Origin of the sequence: Haloquadratum walsbyi J07HQW2, assembly GCF_000415985.1 — an archaeon.
Lineage (GTDB): Archaea > Halobacteriota > Halobacteria > Halobacteriales > Haloferacaceae > Haloquadratum > Haloquadratum walsbyi_B.
This window is the reverse complement of record NZ_KE356561.1, coordinates 424,303-450,992: the sequence shown is the minus strand read 5'-3', so window position 1 is coordinate 450,992 and position 26,690 is coordinate 424,303. Positions and strand designations below refer to the sequence as shown.

Sequence of the window (26,690 nt, the reverse complement as noted above, 5' to 3'; positions counted from 1 at the left end):
CATCCTGACCATGGGGTCAGGTATTCTCCCTGATCTGTATAACCGATGAAACGCACTATTCATTGGTGAGTCGCTGTGCAAGTATTGAGACACCAGTGACTGCAAATATCAAAATGATCAAATTAAATCCGGCCTGGAATAATGGCTCGAAATCAGGGGCAATCCAGATGCTAATTGCCTGTGCAGAAGCCGTATAGAAGCGAATTATCGCTATGAGCGCTAGTATTGATAGTACCCCGAAAGCCGCCAGTCGTGCATACCGACGAAAATTTCGACGGTCACGAGACAGTTCATTATTTACGTCAGATTGTGTGGCGGTTTGATCGGTTTCGTTAGACTTACTCATTCGTTCTCCTCCAGACGATAATCGTTATAAATAGCGTAAGGAGACCGATACCTACCCCAAACCCGGGCTGCGATGTCTCCGACTCGGTGAGTTCTGCCGTTTCACCCCTGGCTTCTTCACTCGTCTCAGCACCGGTTTCAAATTCACTTGCTTGGATATCAATCTGCTCGCGAGTTGAATTCGCAGGTAGCGGCTCTGTTGGTGCGAGTTCAGCGGTTGCACTCGTGGTTTCAAGAATGACTGAGTCGCGGATTAACATCGCATCGAGCATGTAATTGTACTCATCAGGAAGTTCAAGTGTCGCGTTTACCTCTGTGGTTCGTCCAGATCTGACCGTTCCAACAGTTGCTGTGGTTTGATCTGCGACAATATTTGAGTCTGCTTGGCGAGCCATGATGCGGAGTTGTATTTCATCAGTCGCCGTGTCACCTGTATTTGTCAAGTATGTCGTCGTTGTAATCCGCACTTGATTCCCAGTAACATTTGCGATTCGGTATGTGATTGGTGGGATTGCTGCAGTCTCAAACTGCTCAAAACGGACTGTGGATTCCGCATATGCCGGAGTCAGTGCACTTACGCCAGACACGGTCGTCGCTCCATTCTCAATCCGCTGCCCTGATTTATATATCCTCACGTCGAATCGATATTGACCCTCTCGCGGGACAGTAAGATTTGCTCGAACCGGCACTTCCTGATCCCCACGAATAGACCCGAGAAATAAACGCTCTGTATTTCGAAGTAAATTCGAATCTGCATCGATGGCCCGAACCTCAACAGAGATATTTTCAGAGGCACCACCACGATGAGACAGGCGGATATCCAATGATAGTGTGACTGACTGACCATTCACTGTCAGTGGTTCAACGGCGACGTCCTGGTTTAGCCGTATGACTCCTTCTCGAATATCGCTATCGCGTTCTGCAATCGCACCGGGCAGTACAGCTGCTGAGACGAAGATGAATAGAATCATGAATAGACCGCCGCTGATAAGGATACGATGCCGGTTCATGACAGAGACATTCTCTTGGTAGGCTCCTATTATTATTTAATTCTTGTATCATTCTCTCAATCTGTAACCATTGTATCGGCTCTGAGCAACAGGGAAAGTGTCATATGATAATCCGTCAATATATGGCTTCTCTCATTTGAACCCCTGCTGGAATCGACTGCTAATCCTGTTCCACTCTCCTGATTAGATGCGATATCACCATACCCCAAGCGAAGAATAGTATAATCTCCCGACCAGATGAAATCAATGTGTCCCGATGTCAGGCGGTACAAGACGACTGCCTCGGGGTCGGGGCTTTGATAATTAATGTGATCCCGTGACCGTGGGTGAAGCCGACACCCCTCCGCCTCCCCTCATCCAAACGCAATGGGCAACCGAGCAGGGTGATAAACGTTGAATTGTGATGGTCTGGTCAGTGTGTGTGGCTGAGAGTCCAATCACACGGGCGGTCAGGCATCATCCCATCCCATGCCATGCCATGCACTGCACCGTCCAACAGAGAGAGGGTAGGGAAGGGAAGAGAAGGGGTGGGACGGTCCGAATCACCGTCGTCCGAGAGACAATCTCTCTCGTGATCACGCAAATCGTCGATTGTCGACCGACCCCGACCTGGACCCGCTGTGACCCGACTCTGTTGCTTTCGCTTTCGGTGAGAGTGGGGTGGGTTGGGTTGGGGTTGGAAGTTCTGTCAGAGACACACGAAGCCTCGGCTTGGGACTTACCCCCAAGGCAGGTTCACATTCATGGGATTGTTTTTCAGCACTGTTTTACTGAAATGAGTACACGGAATAACGCTTAAGATTTTGCCGTGTTATTTATCAGATGACATGATAGGTAGCGTTGAGAATGAAGCAAATATGACGAAACGTCATTTGAAGATTTTGAAAATTGTCATCAACAGCGAGCCAATCGGGATTGTCACAATAGCAAATAACACTAGCTACCCACATCATAAGGTTCGATATTCTCTTCGTATTCTCGAAGAAGAGAATCTCATTGAACCATCGAGCCAAGGTGCAACCACAACTGGAGAAACGGACGAATTTATTGAGAAATTAAATACTAAAATTGATCAGATTGAGAGCAAGCTCATTGACTGTAAATCGAAGACTTAGTCAACAATAAAATCTAATTAGCTTTGATGCTCTGAACTTCGCCAGTGACTGGCAAAAGAAGCCTGAATGTTCTCTGTATTGCCGGTGAAATGCAAATCTGTCATACACCATTCACAGGAGAGTTGAATTGAGGTCCTGGTTCAGTTCTTTTGCATACTCCTCACGGATCTGAAACATGCCCTCATATTCTGACACCGACAGTTCACGCAGATCTTCTTCTGACATATCGGGTTTATGTATTTGTATGACTCAGAGAGTGATATATCGTCCACAGTCGCCGCTACAGTTATTTCAGTGTTAGTCTATGTCCAGGTCCCATCTAAGCTGAGCTATACTGCAGTAAGAGAGTGTTTTAGGCTGGCATCGTAATAATATATATGACCGACAAGGTGAATCAATCACCTGGCGTGGATGCCCCCTCCCAGGATTTCGGCGATCACTGGGACGCTATTCTTACAGACATTGAAACAACAGCGACTCGGTATGATAATGACGGATGGAAATCACTGGCGCTTCATCCGGGACAAGTCACCCCACTCGCCGGGAAGCCGAATAATCTCTGGGGATTCGATGTGCTTCTGCCTGACGACGAGTTCGCCACACTTGAGAACACAGTCGCTGATATCACTATCACCGATTATGAACTATTCTTAACAGAGGCATCTGGTGGGGTATTCTTAATGAGCGTAATGCGTGCAGAGTCTGAAACCGTGGCGATCATATTCCCACTGTACTACCGACTCGAAGATAATTCTATCTCAGCACTCAAGACACATGCTGCAGAAACGGGTATCATTAGAACGTATCTCCGTCGACTTGAAAATGACAGACGTATCGAATTCCAACATGACAATCCGGGGTTGTTTTTTCCCTCACAGTCTTGAGGCGCTTAGCCTCCCGTTTCCTCACAGAGCGACTAGAGAGAGTATGACGAAGAGAAACCTGACCCTGACCCTGACCCTCACCGTTAAAAGCCAAATTGGGAAAAGACACAGTAGGCGTATCAACATCACTGTGACAGAGACAAGCAGTCACTCAGTGACGAAGATGACACGCAGCAGAGTGATGTGTCTTATCTGAGTGTTCTGGACGATCATGCTCGCATATCGTTTCAAATCGATGACGAAGTGTTTCAATTGCTGCTTGTCGATTACCGTCACGAAGTTCAGTACGGGCGGTCTTTACCGCAGCTGCATTGTCTCCATGTAATGATGAGCTAATCTCACCTGGCCAGACTGAGTTAGCTGTCATACTCTGTTGGGTCGGTGTGCCCGCATCTGTTGTGTTTGATGTTGTGCTATCGACATCAGTAGCTGTGAGGGTTCCAGCTTCAATCCGCTCTCGAAGGTTCATTACCTCGCGATAGGCAGTTTGATTGATGTCAATATCGGTCGGTGGAATCACCATGGGACAGCGAGTCCGAAATCGACAGCCTGACGGTGGATTACGAGGCGAAGGAACATCATCTTCGAGTGTCGTTATCTCACGATCAGACTCACTGAGACGTGCACGCGGGACACTTTCTAAGAGTGCCTTCGTATATGGATGCTGTGGGCGCTCAAAAATAGCCTCAGTTGGACCAATCTCCGCGATATTGCCAAGATACATCACCGCAACACGATCAGACACATAACGTACGACGGACAGGTCATGTGCGATAAACAAATATGTCAGTCCAAAATCAGTCTGGAGATCAGCTAGCAGATTCAGTATTTGCGCCTGAACCGACACATCGAGCGCTGAGACCGGTTCATCAAGTACGAGAAAATCCGGTTCGACTGCGAGTGCGCGTGCAATCGCGATACGTTGTTGCTGACCACCCGAGAACTCATGTGGATATCTGTCATACTGGTCTACTGAGAGCCCGACCCGTTTCAACAGACTCTTTACCCGATCACGCTGTTCATTTTGAGTGCCGACATCATGCACGCTGAGTGGTTCTCTGATAATCTGACCGGCAGTCATCCGAGGATTTAGACTTGCGAATGGGTCCTGAAAGACCATTCCTGTTCGTCGTCGGAAGTTTTTGACTTCTGCATCGGAGAGGTCACCGATGTTTTTATTATCGAATGTCACCGCTCCACCGGTCGGACTACGAAGCGCCAGGATCGTTTCGCCAGTGGTAGATTTCCCACATCCAGACTCACCGACTAACCCAAGTGTCTCGCCTGCTGTAATCTCAAAACTGACCCCATCGACAGCTTTGATTGGTGGTGATGTACGACGAAATAATCTATCAGAGAGTGTCTTTGTGCTTGTGTAATGCTTTTTGAGATTCTCGACACTCACCAACGTGTCCTCGCTCACGATTCATCCTCCTCACCCGAGGTATTCAAACTCAAACCCAGATTCAGATTCGGATCTGCGTCTGCATCTGTATCCGAATTTATCGTCTTAATTGTGCTTTTGATCGAATTGAAGATATCTCTTGAATTATCTGCGCTCGTGTTTTCGGAGTCGTCGCCATCGCTGTTGCTGTTGTTGTTGTTGTCATTGTCATTGTCATTGTCATTGTCATTGTCATTGTCACTGTCGGTGTTAGAGTTGGTGTTGGATATCGATACCGATGCGTCGGGATCATATCCTCGCTGCGCTAAGACACACTTCACACCATGTCGATCTTCGGTATCATCCTCAAGTACTGTCCCTGTGTCAGCGTCAAACTCTGGAGGGGGATCAAGACAGGCTTCCATCGCTTTGGGACATCGATCCGCAAAGTAACATCGCTCACCCATCTCTTCATCAACGAGACTTGGGACGCTGCCTGCAATGGGTTCAAGCCGTGCGTCTGGAGTGTCAATATCCGGCACACTGCCGAGCAGTCCCTCCGTATATGGATGGACTGCGTCTTCAAAGATATCCGCAAGTGACCCCCGTTCAACAATCTCTCCAGCGTACATGACACCCACTCGGTCACACATTCGCGCTATGACTCCAAGATTGTGTGTAATGAGAATAACACTCATATCTGTCTCCGCCTGTATCTCTGATAATAACGAAAGAATCTGTGCCTGAATAGTCACATCAAGTGCAGTCGTCGGCTCATCCGCGACGAGAAGATCCGGCTCACCAGCCAGTGCTTGAGCAATCATTGCCCGTTGAAGCATTCCACCAGAGAACTCATGTGGATAAGCCTCAGCCCGCTCAGCCGGGTTAGGGATGCCAGCCGTGTCGAGTAATTCGATTGCACGCTGCTTACTTTCGGTGCTTACATACCCACGATGTGGAATCAGACTGTCAACTACAAACCGCATAAGACCATACTGTTGAGTCCGCGTCGAGACCGACCGTGGGTTTGTCGAAGCCCGGCGTTGTGCCTCGACAGCTTGTGCAATCTGTTCACCGACGGTCACAGAGGGATCCATACTCGACATTGGGTCCTGGAAGATCATGCCAAAAGATGGCCCTCGAAGGGCTCGTCGCGTCTCTGCATCGAGCTCAACGAGGTTGACAAACGCACCATCGCTCTCATCAACCCCAACCGCGTCAGCTAATGCAGGATCACGGTACCAAATTTCACCACTTGTGATTCGTCCGGAAGACTCGATTAATCCCATGATTGTATGAGCTGTCACTGACTTACCTGAGCCTGATTCACCAACAAGCCCGAATGTCTCGCCATCACGAACACTGAAAGAAATATCTTCGACAGCATTGATCTGTCCTGTCTCGGTTAAAAATCGTGTTGAGACATTACGAACACGAAGGAGATCATGAGCACTCATGAAATCAAAGCCCTCCCTCGCTTTCACCCTCAATGCCTGGGTCAAGTGCATCCCGGAGCCAGTCACCAATGAGATTCACACCCATCACAGCAATGACAATTCCAACACCAGGAAGCGTCGTGATCCACCATGAGGTTGCCAGATATTGTTGACCCTGCGAGATATCGAATCCCCACGACAGCGTGGTGCCGGAGAACCCAAGATACGCAAGTGAACTTTCAAGAAGAATATTTGCGGCGACAAGAATCGTCGCGAGAATTAAAATTGGGGTCAACGCATTCGGAAGCACGTGCCGGGTCATAATGCGGATATCACTTGTTCCATAACTGCGTGCAGCTTTGATATACTCCGCCTCAACAATCGAGAGCGCTTCGCCCCGAGCAACACGCGCAATCCACACCCAGTTGACTAGTCCAACAACCAGAATTACCATCCCAGGGAGTGTGAATGTCGCTGGCATTGTCGCTGGTGCGATATCGAAAACGACCCATGGATCAGGGACCGTGACAGCAATCCGACCGAATAGTCCAACAAGTGATATTGCAAGCACGAGGGAAGGAAATGCGAGCATAATATCTGCAAAACGCATGAGTGTATCATCAACAAGACCACCATAGTATCCTGCTATGAGACCAATTGGTGCTCCAATCAATGTAGCTAGTGCTGTGCCGAGAATGCCAACAAGCATCGAAGTCCGTGCGCCGTAGAGTACTCTTGAGAGCATATCGCGTCCCAGTGGGTCTGTCCCTAGTGGATACGTCCACGTTGCACTAATCTGTGTTCGTTCAGTTATCGTCGTGACTGACCCATTCACTACCTGTGTTGTTGTTGTCGTCGTCACCCGACTGAGTCCAACTGGGGGTAACAGTTTCTGATCAAGATGCTGAACAGTTGGATTGTGCGGCGCAAGGAATGGTGCAAAAATAGCCATTCCAAGAATGACGGTGAATAGACTGACACCAAGCTTGGCGAGCAGACTCTGACGTAACTCTCCGACCAGATTCTGCCATGTCCGCGGTGAAAACATTACAGTGTCACCTCCGGATTCAAGTATGCATATATCGCATCAACGACTGTATTAACGATCACAAAACCAGTCCCGACGACGACCAGACATCCTTGGAGGATGACCCATTGTCGAGCGTTGATAGCATCGATCAAGAGACTTCCAAGTCCAGGCCATGCAAATACACGCTCGGTTATGACTGCCCCACCAATGAGCGTCCCGAGTTGGAGACCAAGAACAGTCACAATTGGTACAAGCGTATTTTTTAATGCATGCCTGAAACGCACCAACGTCTCCGGCGTCCCCTTTGCTCGAAGTGCTGTAATGTATTGTTTGCCAAGTTCATCTAACATGCCACTTCGAGTGAGTCGAGTGACAAGCGCTGTAAAATACGTCCCGAGTGTTACAGCTGGGAGGGTGATATGAGACAGCCATCTGAGCATAACCTGTGGGCGTCCACTCAAAAGGAGTCTCACTGCATCAGCAAATAATAATGGAGTGCCGTTCACCCGAGCCATTCCCCCTGTTGGAAAGATATCAAATTGGACTGCCAACAGAAGCGTCAATATCAGTCCGAGCCAGAAATTTGGCGTTGAAATACCAACTAACGAGAATGTTGTCGCTGCGTAGTCAGTTGGCTCGTGACGGTTCGTTGCACTGATCACTCCGAGTGGAATTGACAAAACAACTGCAACGAGGGTGGCTGCAACGGCTAACTCGAGTGAACGTGGGAGTGCAGCAAATACCTGACTACTTACACTTGTCCCAGCAGCAAACGACTTCCCCATATCGATATTCGGTGGGAGTAGTCCAACTACATACTCAATATACTGCACGTATATCGGCCTGTTGAGTCCGTATTCCATCGCAATCTCCTCTCTGAGCGCTTGTGATGCGTCAAGCGGGGCAATGAATGTCACTGGACTCCCAGGTGTAATATATCGTAATGTGAATACGACAGTCACAATTCCCCAGATGACGACGACACCCTGGCTCGCGCGCTTCAGGAGAAAGCGTGAGTACCCCATTTATTCGGATGAACTGATTGAATATGCATCAATCCGCTCATCATTCCTCGGCTGCCAGTCAATCCGATTCGTTGAGCCGTAGACACCAAATTGTCGATTCAGGAAAATCCAAGGCGCCTGTTCGTGACTGAATGCATTCGCTTGTTGAAGAAGTTGTTCACGTTGTTCGCTCTCGGCTGTTTGGTTTGCCTCAGTGATAACGTCATCAAGCTGATCATTTTTAAACGAAGTCAACACTCCATCGCTCGTGAGTGTCGGATTAATCGTTTGTGAGGCATCGAATGTTGCATTCCCCCATCCGATGAGATAGAACTTCGGTCCGGTGGTGATATCACCATCAGTAAGTTCCGAAGCAAGAGTATTGAAATCCCGCTGTTTGACGTCACAGGAGACGTTCGAGAGATCATCAATCATTCCAGCAACAGCCTGTGCAATCTGGATGTCTTTGAGATACCGTCCTACTGGTGTATGTAAGGTCAGACTTGCTCCTGCATGTCCACTTTCCTCAACAAGTCGTTCAGCCTCAGCAGGATCATGTGCATACGACTCAATGTCGGTATTATATCCAAAGAACGGTTGTAGAGTTGGTTGACCAGTCTGCTCACCAAATTCCTGGAGCACACCCGTGATGATACTCTCCAGATCGACTGCAAAATTCATTGCCCGGCGGAACGAGAGCGAGGAAAATGGCTCAGCATTGCTTCGCATCCCATTGTAAATGATCCGCGTGCTACCGACTGCGTTCACACTTACGCTCTCATTGCTGTCAACTCGGTTGACTGATTGGGGTGGTACATTGACAATAATATCAGTCTCACCAGCAATGAGTTGATTCACTCGTGCACTTGCTTGCTGTGCAGATGTGAACGTGAGTTGAGTCACTTCTGCAGGCTCACGCCAGTACTCATCATATCGGTCAAATGTCACCTGCACATTCTGCTCATACTCAGCAAGTTCGAACGGTCCTGTCCCATTCATATTCTGTGCGATATATGATGATTCGTTCTCCTCCGTCCACGCTTGCTCGACAACATCACAATAAATCGCAAACTCAGCGAACACGATTGGATTGAGACCGTCCGAGAGGACATCGACAGCCCGTTCATCATCAACGACCTCTGCACCAGTAACGCCACCGAGCTGTCCGGCTTGTGGACTGGTAAATCCAACATCATCATCAACCATCCGATTTACTGTATATGCAACGTCTGCGGGCGTTAATTGATTATCCGTCTGTTGGAATGTCGGACCCTCTCGGATGCTGAATCGAACCCGACCCGGCTCCACGCGTCGCCATTCTGTCGCAAGCATCGAGACGATTTGTCCCTGCCGGTTTCGGGATATGACACCTTCATAACACTGTCGCATCACGATGTCCGCTGGAATGTTTCGGTGGTCATGCGGATCCAGTGTGTCGGGCATCTGACCCTGTGTGATTGTCACAGGAAACTCGTTGCTCCCTGTTGATGATTCGTCGGTGTCTGCTGCTGTCTCGCCTGATTGAGACGTATCAGCCGTCTCATCTTCCCCTTCAGCCACTCCGCCTCCGCCACTGCTGCCGCATCCGGCGAGAGCAGCAGTTGCTGTGGCTGTACCCGCAAGTTTTACGAATGATCGTCGATCTATATCCCTCTCACGACTCTCGTCTGACACAGTACCGGTATTATATTGATAAGACTGAAAAAAGCTGTGTACGCCGTCTGTTGGCTACGTGGAATGACTCGTCTATGGACTGTGTCATGCACTCAAAACCGGGAAAATCTCGCCGTTGTGGTTCACATTCAGAGTACAACTTCTTGGGGATCCCTCCTGTGAATAGATTAATTAACTTTCTTGAAGAGACATAAACCTCACAGCCCCAATACGTTACCGCATGGTCTCATACAGCATCAGCAGGAAAGTTTATTTGTCAATCTTCGGAGACCCAGTGAGTGACTCTTGAAAGTGACATGCAGTGCAAACACCGGATTTGAATAAGAATCACTCTTGACGACTACCGTCTCCAGTGAAGAAGATACAGAAGATAGCCACTTGCGCCGGTAATAATGACACCAACTATAATCAAGACTAAGCTGACTAAATCACCTGTATAGAAAGCGAGCTGAACTGTCTGAATACCAACAAGGAAACTAAATGCCGCTATTACCGTCCAAAATACGGTTGAGATGATTGACAACCCTGCTCTCTGCATTTCATCTCTGACAGCATGACGAATATCAGACTCAGTGAGATCATCAGACTTACTCATGAATTATCCTCGTATGTGCGTACCTTCTTTTTTAGAGTTAAAATGACTGATCATAATCTGGTGTAGTATATTTTCTACTATACTCTCGTAATCCAAGAAATAACCCCAATATGAACTGTTGATAACTATATGTGACATCCTCCCACGGCTAAAGCTGTGGGCTTCCTGTCCCACCAACCGCATTGGTAGGGATTGGTAGAACTGAATTAGAAGTTCGGGTTCACGGTCTACCACGCTGTTTCGCGGTAAGAATCCGCGAGTGCGGTCATTCAGGTAACCCGTTGGGAGTGCCACGCTCCCGGTGCCACTATTCCCCTCGCCCGACAAGCGCTGAGCGAGTGGAGGAGTCATGGTTATCGGTTTCTGTCGTAAATTATCCGCATCATTCACATCATCGTGAATCACAGTGCCACACGACGAGCATTTCCACAAACCGCGTTCCAGTCTATCCGAACCGTTGGCATGCCGCAATTAGAGCAATTGCTGCTTGTTCCATGCTCGCTAGGACGGTCGACCTCGACGCCCCTATCTAAGCATTTGTACTCAATCATATCTGCGAGCGTGCTGAAATCCCAGTTGTGGAGCAGTTTGTTTCCGTGGCGACCCCAATCATCGTCTTCCACACCGCTCGGGTCACCGTCACCAATCACAACTGTCCCGACATCGCGTGCAACGCACTGCTCTGCTATTACGGAGAATTAAGGAGAAAGCCTCGCGCTTTAGCGCGGGGAGGATGTCAATGTGTATATTGTTGAATAAGCGACCGGAGAGTCGATTCATCGCGGACACCAACGATTTCTTCGACCGTCTCAGCATCATTAAACAGGAGCAGTGTTGGGACACCACGAACTTGATACTGCTGTGCAAGCGATTGGTGCTGATCGATATCAACCTTCAGCACAGTGGCAGCAGTTTCAGCAGCGAGAGATTTGACCGTCGGTTCAAGCATCTGACATGGACCACACCAGTCGGCATAGAAGTCGACAAGAACAACATCATGTTCCGTCACTGCAGCATTGAACTCATCAGCACTGTTAATATGAATCGGATCGGTTGGGGTCCTAGCAGTGGTTGCTTCGTTATTCGCTGTGTCGTCTTCGGTTAATTTTTGCTTTAGCTCTGAGCGCTTTTGTGCACGGATGTCAGCGAGATCGCTATCGGATTGTGAATCACTCATCACAATAATGTAACATCTGATTTGATAAAATAGTTTTGTGCATATGTTCCAATACTACATATCCGTTCAGCTCTCACATGACTTTCTCTGAATGATGTTACAGCGGTATGGATGCCTTATTGCAGAGGAAGAAAGTGAGTATGTCCTGAATCTTGGCGAAACACACCTTTCAACGGTGTGTTGAAAAATAGATTGTCGTATCAATGTCGGATTCTGTCCAACACCGGTGTCCGAGCTCAGAGGTGGAGTTAACTCAGATATTCTTGGGCGATTTCCGCAAGTCGGTCAGCCACGGGTCCGTCTGAAACGGTGCCATCAGCGGCAATCCGGTGCTCTTCGCCGAGTTTCTGGACGACCAGCACAGCAGTCGTCGGATCATCTGGATCTGGCTCAACATCAACTTCGCTGCGGGCGCTCAGTCGCTCGCGCAGATTCTGCTGTCCTGTCGTGAGCCGGTCGACAGGTGGAATCTCACTATCACTTTCTTCATGTTTCTCTTCGCCTGGGTCCTGCTGTTGCTCAGTTTCATGCGCCTGTTGCTGTCGGTGGATCTTGGTCTCGGTCTCGGTCTTCTTCTCTTGATCAGGAGTGTCAACATCAGAATCGGTGTCAGTGTCGGAATTAGCGTCAGTGTCACTCTGATCTCGGTTTTTTTCTTGTTCTTCCTTCTCCGACTGTTGCTGTGATTGTGATTGTGATTGTGGGTACGTGCCGACACGACGGAGTCGCCCGCGTGGGAATGCATACGTCTGGCAGTCAGCTGGTAACCCAAGTGGGTCTTCACCATCCCAGTTCGAGTAGGTGTCTGTGCGAGTGAGCGTCGAGAGAAATATCACCACAATCACCGTCGACTCCTCAGGATATCCTGGATTCATACCTGCGACTGTGTCAGTGTTGTTCACTGTCCACTCACCAGCCTCGACCGGGGGAGTATTCACAACAACCGCATCGTCGGGATCGTCATCTTCGACGTCATGAACCATGTCCCCAATCGCAAGTCTCTGGTTGGTCTCACCGTCAGGTTCAGTATCAGTATCAGTATCAGTATCAGTATCAGTATCAGTATCGTCAGTTCAGTCAGTGTCAGTATCAGTGTCAGTGTCAGTGTCAGTGTCACTTTTCGTCTCCGACTCGGATGGTGATGTCTCTGAGTGTGAATTCTCGGGTAACTCCGTGTCTGTGTTCGTGTTTGTGTTCGGGGGCATAGTTGTGGCTGCCGTTGTTATCAGTGTCTGTGTGAATGCGATTTAATTGTAACTATCACTCTCACTGTCACTGTCGGTTTCAATCCCACCGTCTGCGTGTCAGAGCGTGTTGGACGGACAACTCACAACCTCCGAGTGCTGGAGTTGGAGTGAGCACATATGGATCCAGCGTTATACATACTACTGCAAGAGTACTGCACAGAAACTCGTGAGACAATGAGCCAGTAGTACCCGGATGGGAATTTCTCAATGCCGTCCTCGTCCATTCGAAATAATACTGCTGGCAAAATGACACAGACCAGTAGTGAGAAAACTAGATACCAGTATTGTCCTAACACGTTTTCACTCCATCATGGCAGATGATTTGGATTGGAACAATAATTTCTGGACACATGAGTTGGGGACATATCAGATATGTCGTGGGTTACTCATCACTCTCAGCTTGCTCAAGAACCGCCTGTGATATCCGAACAGCGGCGTTCGTTCGGGAGTCTGCTGGCTCATCACTGTCTTCGGCGGAGTTGATGAACTCGCGGAGTTTTGCCAGGTCCGGGTCCTTCTCGAATCGCTCATAGGCGGTTCGTCAGTCGCTAAATCCGTCATGATACTCGGGGGAATTCCACCAATTGTCTCTGTGGTACTGATGCTTCTGATTGGATTCGTGGTTCTCGCTTTCATCAATGCTATTTCGTCTGGATAGATAAAAAAACTCGTGAGAGGATCGTCACTATTAGATGCTGGGGATATCATTGATTGTATCTCGTGATAATGACGTCTGCGACGTGTGATTCGACTATCTCTCACTCTGACTCTTACACGGATACCCCTGAGTTCCACGCTTTCGGTTTCGGACCTATGTCTCGTGTCGACTCACTGGATGAGGGGGTTTCACTGTCTATTTGGATACAAACGCAGCGTGAGGTGTTGGGGAATGTTCGACTCCTCACTACCTGATTGATTCGAGTCCCTGGAGCAATTGATGAGTCAACGGCATCTATGCTGTGAGAGACGGTGAATACACGCCGAAGCCGTGTTGACTGGTAAGAAGGATTCGTATGATTGTTACTCTCAGCCTCATCTCGACTACTGACTTACAGATACTATATTAGCAGCGCAAACCACAATTCGACACAACGAACAGAGAGAAATGACGGAAGAGACGATTGAGCTGACCGAAAGACAATCCTCGAGCAGGTCTGTGGCTGTCAGTATAACTCGGGAAATTTGATCGACTTCGTCGTTGGGTCTATTATGACTCGGTCACCGATTGGGATTGGAGCTGTCGGACTCGTGTGACCAAAGTCGAGACCAGAGATGATGGCTGCACCGGGGTTGTACGCATGGACGATATCTTGGATGATGGACCGTTGATGTTCGCGATACGTCTCACGAGCTTTCACACCCGGGTCATGTTCGTGCGAGCGGGTCTGTGGTCGACCAATCAACACCGCATCGAACCGTTCGAGTAAACCGCGCTCTCCGAGACAACTCAACATGAGCCCGACTTTGTCTGCACTCGGCAGTTCCTCGGACGTTTCGATTGCAAGAACATCACCATCGATCGCAGTGGGTGATGGAACGGCTCGATCACCGGATAGCAGTGCCTGCAACACGGCGAGACACCCACCCCAGAGGCGTCCCTCAACGACGGTCCCTTCTGGAGTATGCCATTGTCGTCCAGGATTCGTCTCGAATGTTGGCTCAGTATGTTCATAATTATCGTCAGCCCAGTCAATAGGTTCGTCGGTCCACTTGTCGGCGGGCTCAAGCGTTCCAAGCGTTTCATCGAATAACGCATGGCGGAGATATCGCTCAGTATACTCTGGGAGAGAGCCCGGTGTGGCAACATCGCTGAGGAGTGTCCCACCGTAATATGAGACGATACCACAACCCCAGAGATAGCTCGCAAGACAGGCGTTGTCGCTTGTTCCAAAGAATCGAGTTGGATTCTCTCGCAATCTCTCTGGATCGAGGTGTTTCAGGATTCGAATTTGGTCTGCACCGCCGATGGTGGCGAAGACAGCACTCACATCGGGATCCTGAAAGGCATCGTGAACGTCATGGGCTCGCTCTTCGGGGTGATCAAACAGGTACTCAGGGTCTTTTTTTGCGGTCGGGTACACCCGTGGATTCACGTCGAAGTGTTCTTGCAGGCGCTCAACTGCGAGATCAAGAATGTCAGGAAATAATGCGGCGACACCACTCGCGGGGGCAATAATTGCGACATCATCACCGGGCGATACGGCAGGTGGACGGACAAACGAGTCTGGACGGATCGTCTCATGCATCTGTGTCTCTCCTACTTTCGTGAAATAATGACAATGGCTGTCGTAATTGGCTACGCATCTGGACATTCCGATGGTGTTCTTTCGTCTGTGCTTTCGATGATTCCTATTGATTGGCAAATAATATCAGTTATTATCTCAGACGCAACAACTCTGAGTCGTCTCTGTTGGGACCACCAACTGGGAGAGGTTGCGGAAGAGCAGAATAAAAATACAAATAAAGTTACAACTGTGATGAGACAGTCAGGTCATCGCTCATCAAGACGGTGGACGTTTTTCGAAGCTAAGCGTTGTGCCGAATCCGAGTAGCACGCTACCGTTAGCGTACTGGACTGCTCGCCGGATGAGCGGCAATTCAAGCTTGATGATTGTATACAAGAGTACACTCGTTTCGAGGAGTGCCACAAGAGTGAATACAGCACCAGTCGTATGAACGAGCACACCACTCGCGGTTCCAAGACCAGCACTCAGACCGGCTACCTGTCCGCTCTTGATGCTCTGGGTCAGCACATACAGGGTGTCTGGACCGGGAGAGATGATGACCAACGCGGCGGGAACGAAGGTAAGAAGCGTCGATAACTCAATCATGTGTGAAGTCAAGAATCTGAGTGGACATAGTTTTATGAGCCCTTCATCGTTTTGTTGACATTCATCAATCGCCTCAAGAGAGTTATCTGAGCAGCGACGACGCGGCAATTCCAGACGACATTACTCAGTTCACTCGCGATGAGTTCGAACAGAGTTATTACCCGAACTGTGTCTGGTTTCTGAACTCGTGGGGACGTCTGATATAGCAGAGACAGACATCATGTATCGTATTTGCTCTGAGACTGTCTGTCATTAGCTATTGTTGAATGCAGGGTTTGTCTCTCGAATGAGGTCGTTATTCGGAGGGCAGTCTGAGTCAGTCAGCTGAATCACCATACACAATCCTTCGAGGACCAGAGCTCAGGACTGACGAAATACAAGCCGCAGCACCCAATGTGTACCCCGAAGAGCTGATTACTGAAGACAACCCATTGTTACAGATGGAAAAAGTCGCTACAACACCGCATATCGCCTTAGCGTCGCAGGATGTCATCGAACGGCACAGTGAACCGACCGTGAATGACATTACGGCGCTCCTCAATGATGAATAGCCCATGCGCGTTGTCAACCCTGAGACGCTGACAGAGTTCGTGCTCTGAGCAGGAACATAGCCACCAGCGCGTGCCTGATATCATGGATCTTGGGTCTGTGCTCTTGGATTCCAGGTTTTGATATGCAGTGACATGTGCTTCTCACTAATTCGATGAGATATTAACACGAATCTGCTGAATAGGATAGCACCCCGCAATGGGGGTTGATGCTCGAGTGTGTCTGACAATGAATAATATTGACCGAATGGGTTTTGATTGCGGGATTATGACTATTGCGCATGAAGTCTCAGACACACGTCACATTCGTGTTGGACTCGTCGGGGTCGATGTCAAAAATCGCTGATGACACCCGTGGTGGATTTAGTACGTTTCTGATGGAGCAACGCGAAGAGGAGGGTGAGGCGGCGGTGACGTTGTATGACTTCGACAGCACCGTCGAGTTGGTGTACCGAGGATCCGACATTGCCGACGCCGAGACGCTGGACACCGATAACTACCGTCCGGGCGGCAAGACCGCCTTGCACGACGCCATCACACGAGCGATCGACGAAACCGACGATTACATCGCCACTGAGGAGGTCGACAACGTCATTGTGGTGGTGTTGACCGATGGCAAAGAGAACGCTTCTGAAACGCCCCAAGAGGTCGTCCGTGAGCGAGTGGAGGAGTACCGCGAGGAGCACAACTGGGAATTCCTATTCATCGGCGCTAATCAGGATGCTGCGCTCACCGCCGAGCAGATGGGGATGGACCGCGACAAATCCCTGGACATGGCTCACGACGGTGACGGAGCCGAGGCAGCCCAGAAGTCGGTCTCGGCGAGCATCTCCCGAGCCCGTGAGCAGGGGACGACCGGCGGGTTCAGTCAAGAAGACCGCCAACACCAGAAACGCCCAGAGGACTGAGGGGTCACAGACGCCACGGGAGTAATATGAAAGCGACTGTTGACAGGTCCAGACATATCCAAGATGTTGAGGAGACGACTGTGTATATGACTGACAGTGTGATTAGGACTGAGTCTTGTGAACTGGATACTGGGCTGACGATGCTGCGGCAGAAGCTGGCGGGAAAAGTGTCCTGCCTGTGGTGAAACGGTAGAAGAATCGTTCAGCGACCACTACAGAGACAATCGCACGTGTCGAGAAGCAGAGCGAGTGTAGCTACAGTCGTGCTTATATCCGAGTGAGATTGAGATAGTCGTTTCTGTATTCAACTGCTTTCCACAGGTCATCTTCAATACTAGATACAGACGCTATGCCGTTCTATTCATTCCTCGATAATCGTTCTCTTTCGAGAAGAGACGCTTCCAGAACTCTGTCACCACGATGTGTGGTGTGCACAGCGCAATTAATGTCGACCCATATCTGATGAAATTAGCATTATGATGAAAATCGGTGAGGATTGAGTGCTCATTTATTTCTCCGGTAAATATGGTTCCGTAGACACCTCGGTGTCATCATTCGGATCCACGTCTGATTTACTAAATCTAGGATTCTCCTCAGATAGCGTCTCTACATCGACGTACACTCAGCCGTCTTTCGAGTCACTGTGAAATCACTTACCGGACGCAAGAATCCCCAAAGCGCTCCAACTGCGTGGAGTACGACAGTAAGCGGAGTCATCACGAGATGCAGTAGCCAGGCCTCCGGACGTGTTCGACACTGCGACATTCCAGCGATCGTATATACAAATACGATCCCGAATAGTCCGACTGAGACAATCGAATAAAGACCATTCTGTAGGACTATCCCGGGGTAGAGAAACACCAATGCTGATAACAGTGGAATCACCGGGGAGAGCGCCCACGTAATGATACGTGTGAACACAATCGGGAGATACCGGCGTGGGAGTCGGTGGATATCACGAACCGTCCCGGACATCCATCTCCGCCGCTGATTAATCAGCCCCCAGAGTGATAGTGGGGCTTGGTTTCTGAATTGTCCGTTTACTAACTGGTAGTCCAACTGCTCGCCCTGCTGGTTGAGATAGCTTGCTGCTCGCCAGATGAATGTTGTGTCCTCAGTGATTGTCGGGACGTCCCATGTGACTTTGTTCTCGAGTTCACGGCGAACGGCAACGGCTCCTCCCCACGCGTAGAGCGGGTATGTTAGTCGGTGAAATCCGCGTTGTTCACGCTGATACCCAATCCGGAATACCTCACATAGATAAGCGAGCCACGAGTCAGTGCGAAGCGGACGTTCCGTGATCTGAATCACATCTGCTGCTGGCAGTCCCTCGAAGTTGGTACTGATAGTGTCTTCGTCAAGATATAGGACATACTCTTTATTGCAGGAGACGTGTCGCCGTGCCCACTCAATTGCTCGTCCTTTCCGCTGCGCCTGGCACTCGAAGTCCTCAGGGGGAACGTGGACATCAGCCCCGTCAATATCTATCTCTGTCTCAGCGATCACTGTGATATCCCTGATCTGTTCGGGAAGAGAGTTTACTGACACCTGTACCGTTGACGCTGAATCGACCGTCAGGATACGAACTTGGATGTCCGTTAGTCCAACTTCTGTCAGACTGTCTGCCTCCCAGCCGTATGCAAGAATAGTTATCTCAACTATCCACCAGAGCGACGAGCCACCGTACAGGACTACTGCTCCCCAGAAGACAGCAGTGACCGTGACCGTGACCGTGATCTCAACCACGGTCATAGCTGTTAGTTACGTGATGATGGGGCATAATATACACCAGGAGGGTTGTGCAGTCAGACTCCTACTCAGTATTAGGGTTATGCTCATCTGAACGTTGGAATTGTGGCTATCACCGCTAATATGGATTCTATCGGAGGGATGTGTATCAGGGTCACGTCTAGAGTAGAACATCTTGTGTAACAACTCAATATTATTTGTTACATAAATAATGAATCTATCGCAAGTATACAGAGAACAGCAACGAATATCAAAAATCACCTCAGAAAAACGTCTACATACGGATGCAGAAGAAGATCTCAATGATAGATAGCCAATACACATCGATAGAGCGATATATACGAGAGGTAATAGAAAAAATGTCAATTGAAGAAGACAGGGAACGTGGCTTGATAACAGACATATCAAACACATCGATAGAGGGGTGTCCAGAAACTACTGGAAACTACTCATCGGGTAGGAGGCGGCGAAATGTTCAGAGACTACCATTATAAAACAGCATGAGGGAGACAGCTAGCTACAATATGCTACGTCTGATTACGAATCTGCGCTTTGACGACAGAACTGACTTCATCTTCGGAAATTGCCTCAATACGCGAGTCTTCTCGAAGTGTTTCAAGAATCGTCTCTGGGCGTTCTCCAAACTGGAATTTAAGAAACATCTCAGAGCTGGGGCCGTGACTCCGGCGTTCGAAATCGACCAGTGAATAGGTCGTGAGCTCCTTCATTTTATTCACATACGTTTCTTGATGGTACTGATCGGCGCCGATAGCATCAGTCAGATACTGGTACACTCGGTAGCCAGTCGTACTTCGAGCTGACCCACCCTCAGTTTTGGAAGCGACGGCTGCAATCGCGTACAGATAGAGCTTCTTCTGTGTACTGATACCCTGGACGACCTCCAACACCCGATTCTTCTCGATTTTTTTGTCCGGTACGGACGTGCTCTTCGCGGACACGAGCGTCGCCTTCTCGTTCAGCTAATTCACCGGCAACACGCATGGGATCGATCGCTTTCCGCGCGTCACCGTGGGTCCGGGCCGCAAACGCCGCTGCGAGTGGGATCACGTCATCGTCGACAACGTCGTCATGGAACGCATCTTGACGGCGTCGAAGAATCGATTGGAGTTGGTTCGCGTCGTAATCGTCGAAATGGACGTCTTCTGGTGTAAATGAGCTAACAGCCCGACTCCCCACGGAGTCCATCATCCTCGTGTCGTTTGAGATCGCGACGACCGAGATGTACGCTTTGAGATCGTCGTTCGTGCCGGCTCGGGAGAGTTGATACAACAGCCGCGAGAACGGAGGCTCCTGCTTGTCTCGCCGTCCGACGAGCATATCCAGTTCATCAAGGACGAACACAACCGAATCGAAGCGTTCGTTGACGATCCGATAGAGCTCATCGCATTTCTGTTTCGTCGCAGCGCCGTGTTTTGGAACTTCGACAGCGACACCTGCTTCGTTAGCGGCTTGCTGAACGAGTTCGTAGACGGCAATACCGAGCGTGTCTAAGTCCTGGCAGTTCACTTCAATCGCGCCGAACTGGATGTCTCGGCTGTTACAGACGGCTAATGTTGTAATTAAAAGCCTTTGTTATCAGTGACTTTCCTGTTCCGGGTGGCGCCCATAGAGAAACAAGTTGGGCGGTCGGTTGTCTCCAAGCGCCACACGGAGCATCTTGGTGACCTCTTGGAGTTGCTCGTCGCGACCAACGATGCGATCCTCTTCGACGACATAGTCGGGATCCATGAGTGCGCGCTCTCGAATCAGTCCCCTCTGATCATCGAACTCAAGAAGCATGTCCTCGATCGATTGGGATGACTGCTCAGAGACAGTCGCATCCTCGGGTTGCGAGTTACCGTTCGTGACCTGAGATGATGTCGGCTGTCGCGATGGTTCCGATTGCGACGCGCTCGACAGCTCTGCTTGAGCAGTCGTCTTGTCCTTCGGCGATCCGGGCTCATCTGAATGATCCTCGGAGTCATCAATGCAAATATCCTGTTCGATACTATCCTGTGATAGAAAAGTTCCCACCTCTATCGAAGTGTGATTAGCCGTGTGAACACGATTAGCTCCAGAATTATCGAGGAGTATCGTGAGAGGAATTGAGACGCAGTAGCCGCTGACGATATGTTCAATAACACAGGGCAAAGACACACACCTCTTTATCCATGTGTTCGATGTCTTCACGAAGTGGGGGTTCGCCAAGGACCTGGATAACCACATCAGGGGTACTCGATTAGCAACTCCAGAGATTAGAGAAAACATGCTCTCATCGACTGTCTGCCGATCGTTTCGTTCTCTCAGTTCTCTTCTTTTCCCTTATTCGTTAACACAAACACACCCCTCTATCGATGTGTTCGGTGTGTTTTGACAGGTCTTATTCTGTCGGTGTCAAAACGACAAGTCTGTACGCTCTAATTCTGTATAGAATCCGGTGTATTAGCCGTATCTCGTGCGTATTCGAGATAATCAGAATCCCGATACAGTCAGAGTTCTCATCGAGCCTGCGACGAGTGAGTGGAACATATCGATAGAGGGGTGTTTGGTCCGTGACGCCTGAACTGTTCTACAGGCGGAGCAGGGCGAGTGCCTCGGGGTCGGGGCTTGATCTTGAGGCGGTTCACTGACAGTGTGCGATGGTATCGAGGAGATGGAGCCGCTTACGACAATTCAAATTCATAATTATGCTCACTCTCATAAAGCCGCTTAAGTATTACAGTACGTTGCATACTCTGCATCGAACTCTCGTGGCGGTGGTTGCTGGAATTGTGAATCCAGATCCATCGATGTGTATGGATCTTCCAGCACGGTCAATAATCCTTTGAGTTTGGATAGATTCCCAGTTTCGATATACTCGTTCAGTGCTTCTTCAACCAGGTAGTTCCGGGGGATATATCGCGGATTGGCTTCCTGCATCAACTCCTCATCGAGACCGACAGCAGTCAGTTTATTCCTGAGCCGTTCGAATTCTGCAGTTACAAACACTGGGTCATCAAACGTACCAGGCATCTCTAATTCGAGGAACGTATTCGTATAATCTGCGTTCGATGTGCGAAGCCACTCCACAAATTCGTCGACAAGTTCTTTTTCACCATCTGAGTTGATCCCCAGTTTCCTCCGCATCATCGTGTAGTATTGCGCATCAAATCGATCCTCAAATTCGTCTAGTTTGGCTTCGAGTTCATTAGACGTGAGCGCTGACTGTGTACACAGTGGTTGAAGTGCCTCTGCGAGACGTTCGAGATTCCACCGCAAAATGGGTCGCTGGTTTCCGAATGCATATCGCCCGTGCTTATCGATTGAGCTGAAGACCGTCTCCTCATCATAGTAATTCATGAATGCACAGGGTCCGTAATCAAATGTTTCTCCATCGATACTCATATTATCCGTATTCATGACGCCATGAATGAACCCGACACGTAACCAGTCAACAACCATCTCAATCGATGACTGCATGACTGCATCGAAGAACTCTAGATATGTACGATCCTCTGTCTTTAATTGCGGATAATGCCGGTCAATAACATAGTCGGTGAATCGCGGTAGTTCATCGGATACCTGAGCTGCGACATACTGGAAAGTCCCGTATCGAATATGACTGTTCATTACTCGAACAAGGATGGCTCCAGGTTCTGTCTGTCGTCGTTCGACTGCTTCCTCGGTTTCGATGACTGCCAGACTTCTTGATGTTTTGATGTTTAGATTCTGCATCGCATATGAGTACAGATACTCTCTGAGCATCGAACTGACAGTTGCGTTGCCATCTCCTCTTCCGGAGTACGGCGTTCGACCAGACCCTTTCAGTTGAATGTCATACCTATCCCCAGCGTGCACATGTTCGCCGAGTATCATCGCTCTCCCATCGCCTAGGACGGTGAAACTCCCATACTGGTGACCTGCATATGCTTGGGCGATTGGTTCTTCTATGAGGTCCTGACCTGCTAGAATATGAGCATTGAGCTTCGCTGCATCCAATCCGAGATCAGCACAGAGCCCGTCATTAATACTCAAAATTTCGGGATTATCAATATTTTTGGGGGCTACTCTCGAATAAAGATCCGGATCTAACTGTTTGTAAGTGGTGTTGAATGAAAAGACCATTTAGCCTCAGATAGTATTATGTTATTTGGGTTAATAATCTTATCCTTGGAGATATTAAGAATCGATCGATTAGTGAGGTTCAAATCGGCGTGTGCTACATACATACTTCGTATTCAGCAAACGGGTTCTTTCAATTCCTGAGAATTTCAACACCGAATCACGACTTGATGCGCTGTTCAATGGAATCCTCGCCGAGTGAGGTAATCGAGTAATCTACTGCTTGGACATCCGGCACTGCTCGAACAGTGTTGACGAAGCTGGATAGGGCCTCTGTGGTCCCCTCAAGGACGTATAGCCCAGCACCTGAGTGACGACACTATCCGGAGTCTCGGAAATCTCCTGTATTGGTTGTCTGGGGAACACGAATGACCGTTCAGAAAGCGATCTGAAGCAGATTCTGTTTGTCGATTCGGTCGAAACCATGCATCACAGACCCGCTAAACCCGGTGTAGTCTCAACTTCCGCCTGTAAGCAGTAGTTGAGACTGGCCTTCTCAATGCATACAGATCTGACAGTGATTTCTTCGCAAAGGATCCCTCAATCAGTCGAGTCCGAGACTCAATTTGAGCGCGTCGTCGATCTCGCCCACTGTCGAGTCGGCGAGACTGCCAGCCACCGAATGGATTCGCTTCTCAACAGACACGACTCGAATTTGATCAAGCCGCACAGAGGAGTCTTTCTCGAACGGTGAGCCCGACGCTTCCACGAGTACCTCAAAGGGATAGCTTCGGTACGTTCCCGTCGCAGGTGCAACGATTGTAGTCTTAGAGTTCTTGTTCCCGACGTCGTTCTGGACCACTACCGCAGACCGTGTTTTCCGCATTTCGTGCCCCTCGGCAGGATCAAGTCGAACGATAACGATATCACCGCGCCGAATCTCGGTGTCGTCGCTCATTCATCAAGTCCCGACCACGCCTCGTCCGAAACCCCATCCCACTCGTCGGCAAGATCACTGGCGCTTTCCGATGCCTCACGATACGCAGCGGCTAGTTCCGCCTCGTCGGGAGTCTCGGACTCAACCTCGACGACAGCCACTGTGACGCGCTTGTTTGCGTACTCAGTCCCGAGGTACACCCGCCCCCGGTCGTCGGTCTCGTTCGTCTGGAGTTTATCAGCGTCAACTTTCATCTCGTAACCTACTATTGCCCACGTCTATATCAGTCTTACCCACTATTACCCATTTTTCACAGGCACCCAGATCACTGCCTGATGACACCAACGGGGTCGTCCTGCCGAGCTATCGATCAATTAAGCGGATCATGGTCGCGACCACGTCGAAAAATTTCGGGCTACGGTTCTTCTACTTCGTGTTCGCGTGTCTCCTGTACTCAATCTGGCGAGCAGTCGATCTGCTGGTACAGGTTGAGTTGACCGGTGAGTATGAACATTCGCCGCTGATTACAGCGGATAACACGTTGACGCTGCTGAAGAAGGAGACAAGAATCGGGTAGTGAGGTGCTCTGTTCGGGTTAGCGTGCCGTCTGAGTGGCTACGCTGCTGGAAGTCTCAAAAATTTGTCCATATAGTTGAGTGTGTGACAAGAATAGCCGTTTGGAGGGCCATCTGGGGCAGTACCCGCTGACCGAATCGGTCAAATTCACGCATCACAGACCGCTAAACCCTCTGTAGTCTCAACTTTCACATAGAAACAGTAGTTGAGACTGGTCGTCTCAATGCATACAGTTCTCGAACTTCTTCGCGATGGACAGTGATTCACCTTCAGCAATTTCGTAGATTTCATACCTAACACTCTTTACAGCAGATGGCGTACCTCCTTTCAACGATGTCCATCGACCGAGACACCTTCGAGAACACAACCGAGGACGAGCTCACGGATCTTTCGGTCCCTGATCAGGTCCTCGGATTTCTCGCCGCTAACGACGATCGTGCGTTCAAGACGCGCGAAATTGCCTCTCAGATCGGCGTTAACGAGGGGCGGTGAGTACTGCGCTCTCACGGTTGAAGGACCGCGATCTGGTCGAACACAAGGCGACGTACTGGGCCGTGACTGACGACACCGAGCGCCTCGAAGGATACAGCGGGTACGAGCGGGCGACCGCATTGTTTAACGACAAACTCGGTACAGAGGATAAGGAGGCGTGGCGCGAGCACGCACCGCAGGAACCCCACCCGAGCGTCGAGGATGAACAGTGACGGACGAAGAGACACCGATTTTTGACCGTGGCGATGTCGTCTACGGCGATGACCCGTTCAAAGGTGACGAGGATGCTCGACCTTGGCTCATTCTTTCGAACCACGAAGGTCGTCCGTTCCACGGTGAGCAGTATATCGCGCTCACGCTGACGTCGAAATCATGGATGGACTCATCGACATTCCCGAGGGGAGCTGGCTTCGTGGCGGGACACCGGACGAGAGTCGGATCGTCCCGTAGGGCGTCCAATCCATTGACCACGAGGATATCGAAGGCGACGTCGTCGTTATCATCGGTTTCGATTACGAGCACGAAGCGGTTATCGAAGATATTCACGACGTACAACATCAGTTTCAGGACGTTATCACGACCACAAATCACATTCACGAGGGAGAGTGGTGTCTTGAGACGCTCTTCTGCAGTGGACTGACACCGCGTGTCCGGGACCTCACCTATCGCTTGCGCGATTTCGATGCGGTGAGTCGAGTCAAACTGATGCTCCTCGCTCAAACGTAGCGAACTGCTCGCATCTTAATTCACCTATCAGGTTCGAAAATAATGCCTTGTATCCTCCAAGAGAACCAATATTCCCTCCTGCGCCAGCCTATTAAAATTTATATTTTAAATAATATTTAATATTAATCTGATAGATGTATTTATTACATTGCCTCACACACGGTGAGTCGTTGATCCGATCAAATCACATTGTATGGCCTGCCAGTATTGGTCTGTTCTGGTGTACGAAGCCAGTCGCTCTCGCTGTAACAAGTGTTGCAACACGGTGGCGGAGACTACCGTCCCGTGACGTAAACCTCGCTGAGTTGTCTGCCGAATGGCTAGGAGTAACTATGATATGAGTGAACAGAACCGGCTTTCAGACGGGACGGCTATGTTTTGTGAGGAGTGTGGAGATCCGTACCGGGAGGTGCAACGCCTTCCAGGATTCGTCGGTCTCTGCCCACAGTGCTCCGAGGCCGTACTAACCGGCGACGAGCAACAATAACCGTTTGAAGATGTGATTCTGTAGCTACTATTCCGAATGAGATAGCTGGCATTGACCGTCACTAATTGGCGTAATCGAGTAATCTACTGCCCGGATATCCGAGACGGTGTTGACGAAGCCGGATAGGGCCTCCGTGGTCCCCTCTAGGACGTACAACTCCATACAGTACTGGTCTTGAACGTGTGTATGACTAGTCGCGGAGACGATAGCATCGTATTCGTGGCGTACTCCCGTGAGACGCTGCTGGACGGCGGGTTGACAGTACTCGAAGACCACCGTGACTGTACACATATGCTTCTGTCCGTCGATGGTTCGCCCCTGAAACTCTTCAAGCAGCGTCCGTGTGCCTTCGCGGACGACCTCGCTTCGACCACTGTACCCGTTTCGTCGGCGAACTCGTCGATGCGTTCGAGTAACGCCTCGGGCATCGAAATGCTAACAACGCTCATATGCTAAAATTTTATTCTTGAGTTATTAGTATCTGTTATGAATAT

Annotated in this window: 23 protein-coding genes and 6 pseudogenes; 9 read left to right on the top strand and 20 right to left on the bottom strand. The window is 49.7% G+C overall.

From position 1 onward, the window contains the following. Positions 1 to 55 precede the first annotated feature (55 nt). Together J07HQW2_RS02135 and J07HQW2_RS02130 are read right to left on the bottom strand one after the other, a co-directional pair. A complete protein-coding gene (locus J07HQW2_RS02135; protein ID WP_021053598.1) occupies positions 56 to 346 on the bottom strand; it encodes a DUF8060 family membrane protein in 291 nt (96 codons plus the stop codon). Beyond that, on the bottom strand, positions 339 to 1,316 hold the full coding sequence (locus J07HQW2_RS02130; RefSeq protein WP_303703897.1) for a DUF7490 domain-containing protein: 978 nt from the start codon (positions 1,314 to 1,316) through the stop codon (positions 339 to 341). The genes J07HQW2_RS02135 and J07HQW2_RS02130 overlap by 8 nt, the downstream gene beginning before the upstream one ends. 866 nt (positions 1,317 to 2,182) lie before the next feature. On the opposite strand from J07HQW2_RS02130, the gene J07HQW2_RS02125 reads away from it, so the two are divergent. Then, complete coding sequence (locus tag J07HQW2_RS02125; protein ID WP_021053596.1) at positions 2,183 to 2,470, top strand: hypothetical protein; 288 nt, start codon at positions 2,183 to 2,185, stop codon at positions 2,468 to 2,470. 377 nt (positions 2,471 to 2,847) lie between these two features. Beyond that, entirely contained in the window at positions 2,848 to 3,354 is a 507-nt protein-coding gene (locus J07HQW2_RS02120; RefSeq protein WP_021053594.1) for a DUF7529 family protein, read from the top strand. A gap of 151 nt (positions 3,355 to 3,505) precedes the next feature. On the opposite strand, the gene J07HQW2_RS02115 is transcribed toward J07HQW2_RS02120, so the two are convergent. The 12 genes from J07HQW2_RS02115 to J07HQW2_RS02060 form a co-directional block, all read right to left on the bottom strand. Next, entirely contained in the window at positions 3,506 to 4,777 is a 1,272-nt protein-coding gene (locus J07HQW2_RS02115) for an ABC transporter ATP-binding protein (protein ID WP_021053593.1), read from the bottom strand. Beyond that, positions 4,774 to 6,195 (bottom strand): ABC transporter ATP-binding protein, encoded by a 1,422-nt coding sequence (locus J07HQW2_RS02110; RefSeq protein ID WP_048075091.1) that lies wholly within the window; start codon positions 6,193 to 6,195, stop codon positions 4,774 to 4,776. The genes J07HQW2_RS02115 and J07HQW2_RS02110 overlap by 4 nt, the downstream gene beginning before the upstream one ends. A 4-nt stretch (positions 6,196 to 6,199) precedes the next feature. Continuing rightward, positions 6,200 to 7,222: an ABC transporter permease gene (locus tag J07HQW2_RS02105; RefSeq protein ID WP_021053591.1), complete on the bottom strand. Its 1,023-nt coding sequence runs from the start codon at positions 7,220 to 7,222 to the stop codon at positions 6,200 to 6,202. Beyond that, positions 7,222 to 8,229 (bottom strand): ABC transporter permease, encoded by a 1,008-nt coding sequence (locus tag J07HQW2_RS02100; RefSeq protein WP_021053590.1) that lies wholly within the window; start codon positions 8,227 to 8,229, stop codon positions 7,222 to 7,224. The genes J07HQW2_RS02105 and J07HQW2_RS02100 overlap by 1 nt, the downstream gene beginning before the upstream one ends. Further along, complete coding sequence (locus J07HQW2_RS02095) at positions 8,230 to 9,882, bottom strand: ABC transporter substrate-binding protein (protein WP_021053589.1); 1,653 nt, start codon at positions 9,880 to 9,882, stop codon at positions 8,230 to 8,232. A 340-nt stretch (positions 9,883 to 10,222) separates the two neighbouring features. Beyond that, the gene (locus tag J07HQW2_RS02090; protein WP_021053588.1) at positions 10,223 to 10,477 is read right to left on the bottom strand and encodes a hypothetical protein; all 255 of its coding nucleotides are present in this window, start codon (positions 10,475 to 10,477) and stop codon (positions 10,223 to 10,225) included. Between the two features lie 401 nt (positions 10,478 to 10,878). Then, entirely contained in the window at positions 10,879 to 11,100 is a 222-nt protein-coding gene (locus J07HQW2_RS17175) for a zinc ribbon domain-containing protein (protein WP_303703896.1), read from the bottom strand. A 113-nt stretch (positions 11,101 to 11,213) separates the two neighbouring features. After that, the gene (gene trxA / locus J07HQW2_RS02080; RefSeq protein WP_021053587.1) at positions 11,214 to 11,654 is read right to left on the bottom strand and encodes a thioredoxin; all 441 of its coding nucleotides are present in this window, start codon (positions 11,652 to 11,654) and stop codon (positions 11,214 to 11,216) included. Positions 11,655 to 11,902: 248 nt separating this feature from the next. Beyond that, on the bottom strand, positions 11,903 to 12,637 hold the full coding sequence (locus J07HQW2_RS02075; protein ID WP_021053585.1) for a hypothetical protein: 735 nt from the start codon (positions 12,635 to 12,637) through the stop codon (positions 11,903 to 11,905). Positions 12,638 to 12,727: 90 nt separating this feature from the next. Next, positions 12,728 to 12,859: a hypothetical protein gene (locus J07HQW2_RS17170; RefSeq protein ID WP_021053584.1), complete on the bottom strand. Its 132-nt coding sequence runs from the start codon at positions 12,857 to 12,859 to the stop codon at positions 12,728 to 12,730. Positions 12,860 to 14,064: 1,205 nt separating this feature from the next. Beyond that, on the bottom strand, positions 14,065 to 15,147 hold the full coding sequence (locus J07HQW2_RS02065) for a S66 family peptidase (RefSeq protein ID WP_021053583.1): 1,083 nt from the start codon (positions 15,145 to 15,147) through the stop codon (positions 14,065 to 14,067). 255 nt (positions 15,148 to 15,402) lie between these two features. After that, complete coding sequence (locus J07HQW2_RS02060; RefSeq protein ID WP_021053581.1) at positions 15,403 to 15,732, bottom strand: LysE family translocator; 330 nt, start codon at positions 15,730 to 15,732, stop codon at positions 15,403 to 15,405. 395 nt (positions 15,733 to 16,127) lie between these two features. Between J07HQW2_RS02060 and J07HQW2_RS17165 the strand changes: the two genes are divergently transcribed. Then, positions 16,128 to 16,283 carry a hypothetical protein gene (locus tag J07HQW2_RS17165; protein WP_303703895.1) on the top strand — a complete coding sequence of 52 codons (156 nt, stop codon included), beginning with the start codon at positions 16,128 to 16,130 and terminating at the stop codon, positions 16,281 to 16,283. A 278-nt stretch (positions 16,284 to 16,561) separates the two neighbouring features. Next, a complete protein-coding gene (locus tag J07HQW2_RS02055) occupies positions 16,562 to 17,188 on the top strand; it encodes a vWA domain-containing protein (RefSeq protein WP_048075089.1) in 627 nt (208 codons plus the stop codon). Positions 17,189 to 17,794: 606 nt separating this feature from the next. Here J07HQW2_RS02055 and J07HQW2_RS02050 read toward each other — a convergent pair. The 5 genes and pseudogenes from J07HQW2_RS02050 to J07HQW2_RS02030 form a co-directional block, all read right to left on the bottom strand. Further along, entirely contained in the window at positions 17,795 to 18,940 is a 1,146-nt protein-coding gene (locus J07HQW2_RS02050) for a glycosyltransferase family 2 protein (RefSeq protein ID WP_021053578.1), read from the bottom strand. 524 nt (positions 18,941 to 19,464) lie between these two features. Beyond that, positions 19,465 to 20,737, bottom strand: a pseudogene (locus J07HQW2_RS02045) (orc1/cdc6 family replication initiation protein). Positions 20,738 to 21,646: 909 nt separating this feature from the next. Then, positions 21,647 to 23,041: a protein adenylyltransferase SelO gene (locus J07HQW2_RS02040; protein WP_021053572.1), complete on the bottom strand. Its 1,395-nt coding sequence runs from the start codon at positions 23,039 to 23,041 to the stop codon at positions 21,647 to 21,649. A 541-nt stretch (positions 23,042 to 23,582) separates the two neighbouring features. Continuing rightward, complete coding sequence (locus tag J07HQW2_RS02035) at positions 23,583 to 23,936, bottom strand: type II toxin-antitoxin system PemK/MazF family toxin (protein WP_021053570.1); 354 nt, start codon at positions 23,934 to 23,936, stop codon at positions 23,583 to 23,585. Further along, on the bottom strand, positions 23,933 to 24,169 hold the full coding sequence (locus J07HQW2_RS02030; RefSeq protein ID WP_011571462.1) for a hypothetical protein: 237 nt from the start codon (positions 24,167 to 24,169) through the stop codon (positions 23,933 to 23,935). The genes J07HQW2_RS02035 and J07HQW2_RS02030 overlap by 4 nt, the downstream gene beginning before the upstream one ends. Positions 24,170 to 24,279: 110 nt before the next feature. Between J07HQW2_RS02030 and J07HQW2_RS02025 the strand changes: the two are divergent. The 5 genes and pseudogenes from J07HQW2_RS02025 to J07HQW2_RS17150 all read left to right on the top strand — a co-directional run. Then, positions 24,280 to 24,492: pseudogene (locus J07HQW2_RS02025) on the top strand (transposase); the annotation flags it as partial. 332 nt (positions 24,493 to 24,824) lie between these two features. Then, a pseudogene (locus tag J07HQW2_RS02020) lies at positions 24,825 to 25,195 on the top strand (MarR family transcriptional regulator). Next, positions 25,192 to 25,430, top strand: a pseudogene (locus J07HQW2_RS17160) (type II toxin-antitoxin system PemK/MazF family toxin); the annotation flags it as partial. The pseudogenes J07HQW2_RS02020 and J07HQW2_RS17160, both read left to right, overlap by 4 nt. Before the next feature lie 24 nt (positions 25,431 to 25,454). Further along, positions 25,455 to 25,709 (top strand): annotated as a pseudogene (locus tag J07HQW2_RS17155) (CopG family ribbon-helix-helix protein); the annotation flags it as partial. 337 nt (positions 25,710 to 26,046) lie between these two features. After that, on the top strand, positions 26,047 to 26,196 hold the full coding sequence (locus tag J07HQW2_RS17150; protein ID WP_021053565.1) for a hypothetical protein: 150 nt from the start codon (positions 26,047 to 26,049) through the stop codon (positions 26,194 to 26,196). Between the two features lie 27 nt (positions 26,197 to 26,223). Here the strand turns inward: J07HQW2_RS17150 and J07HQW2_RS17145 are convergent. After that, positions 26,224 to 26,645, bottom strand: a pseudogene (locus J07HQW2_RS17145) (CopG family ribbon-helix-helix protein). Between the last annotated feature and the right edge of the window lie 45 nt (positions 26,646 to 26,690).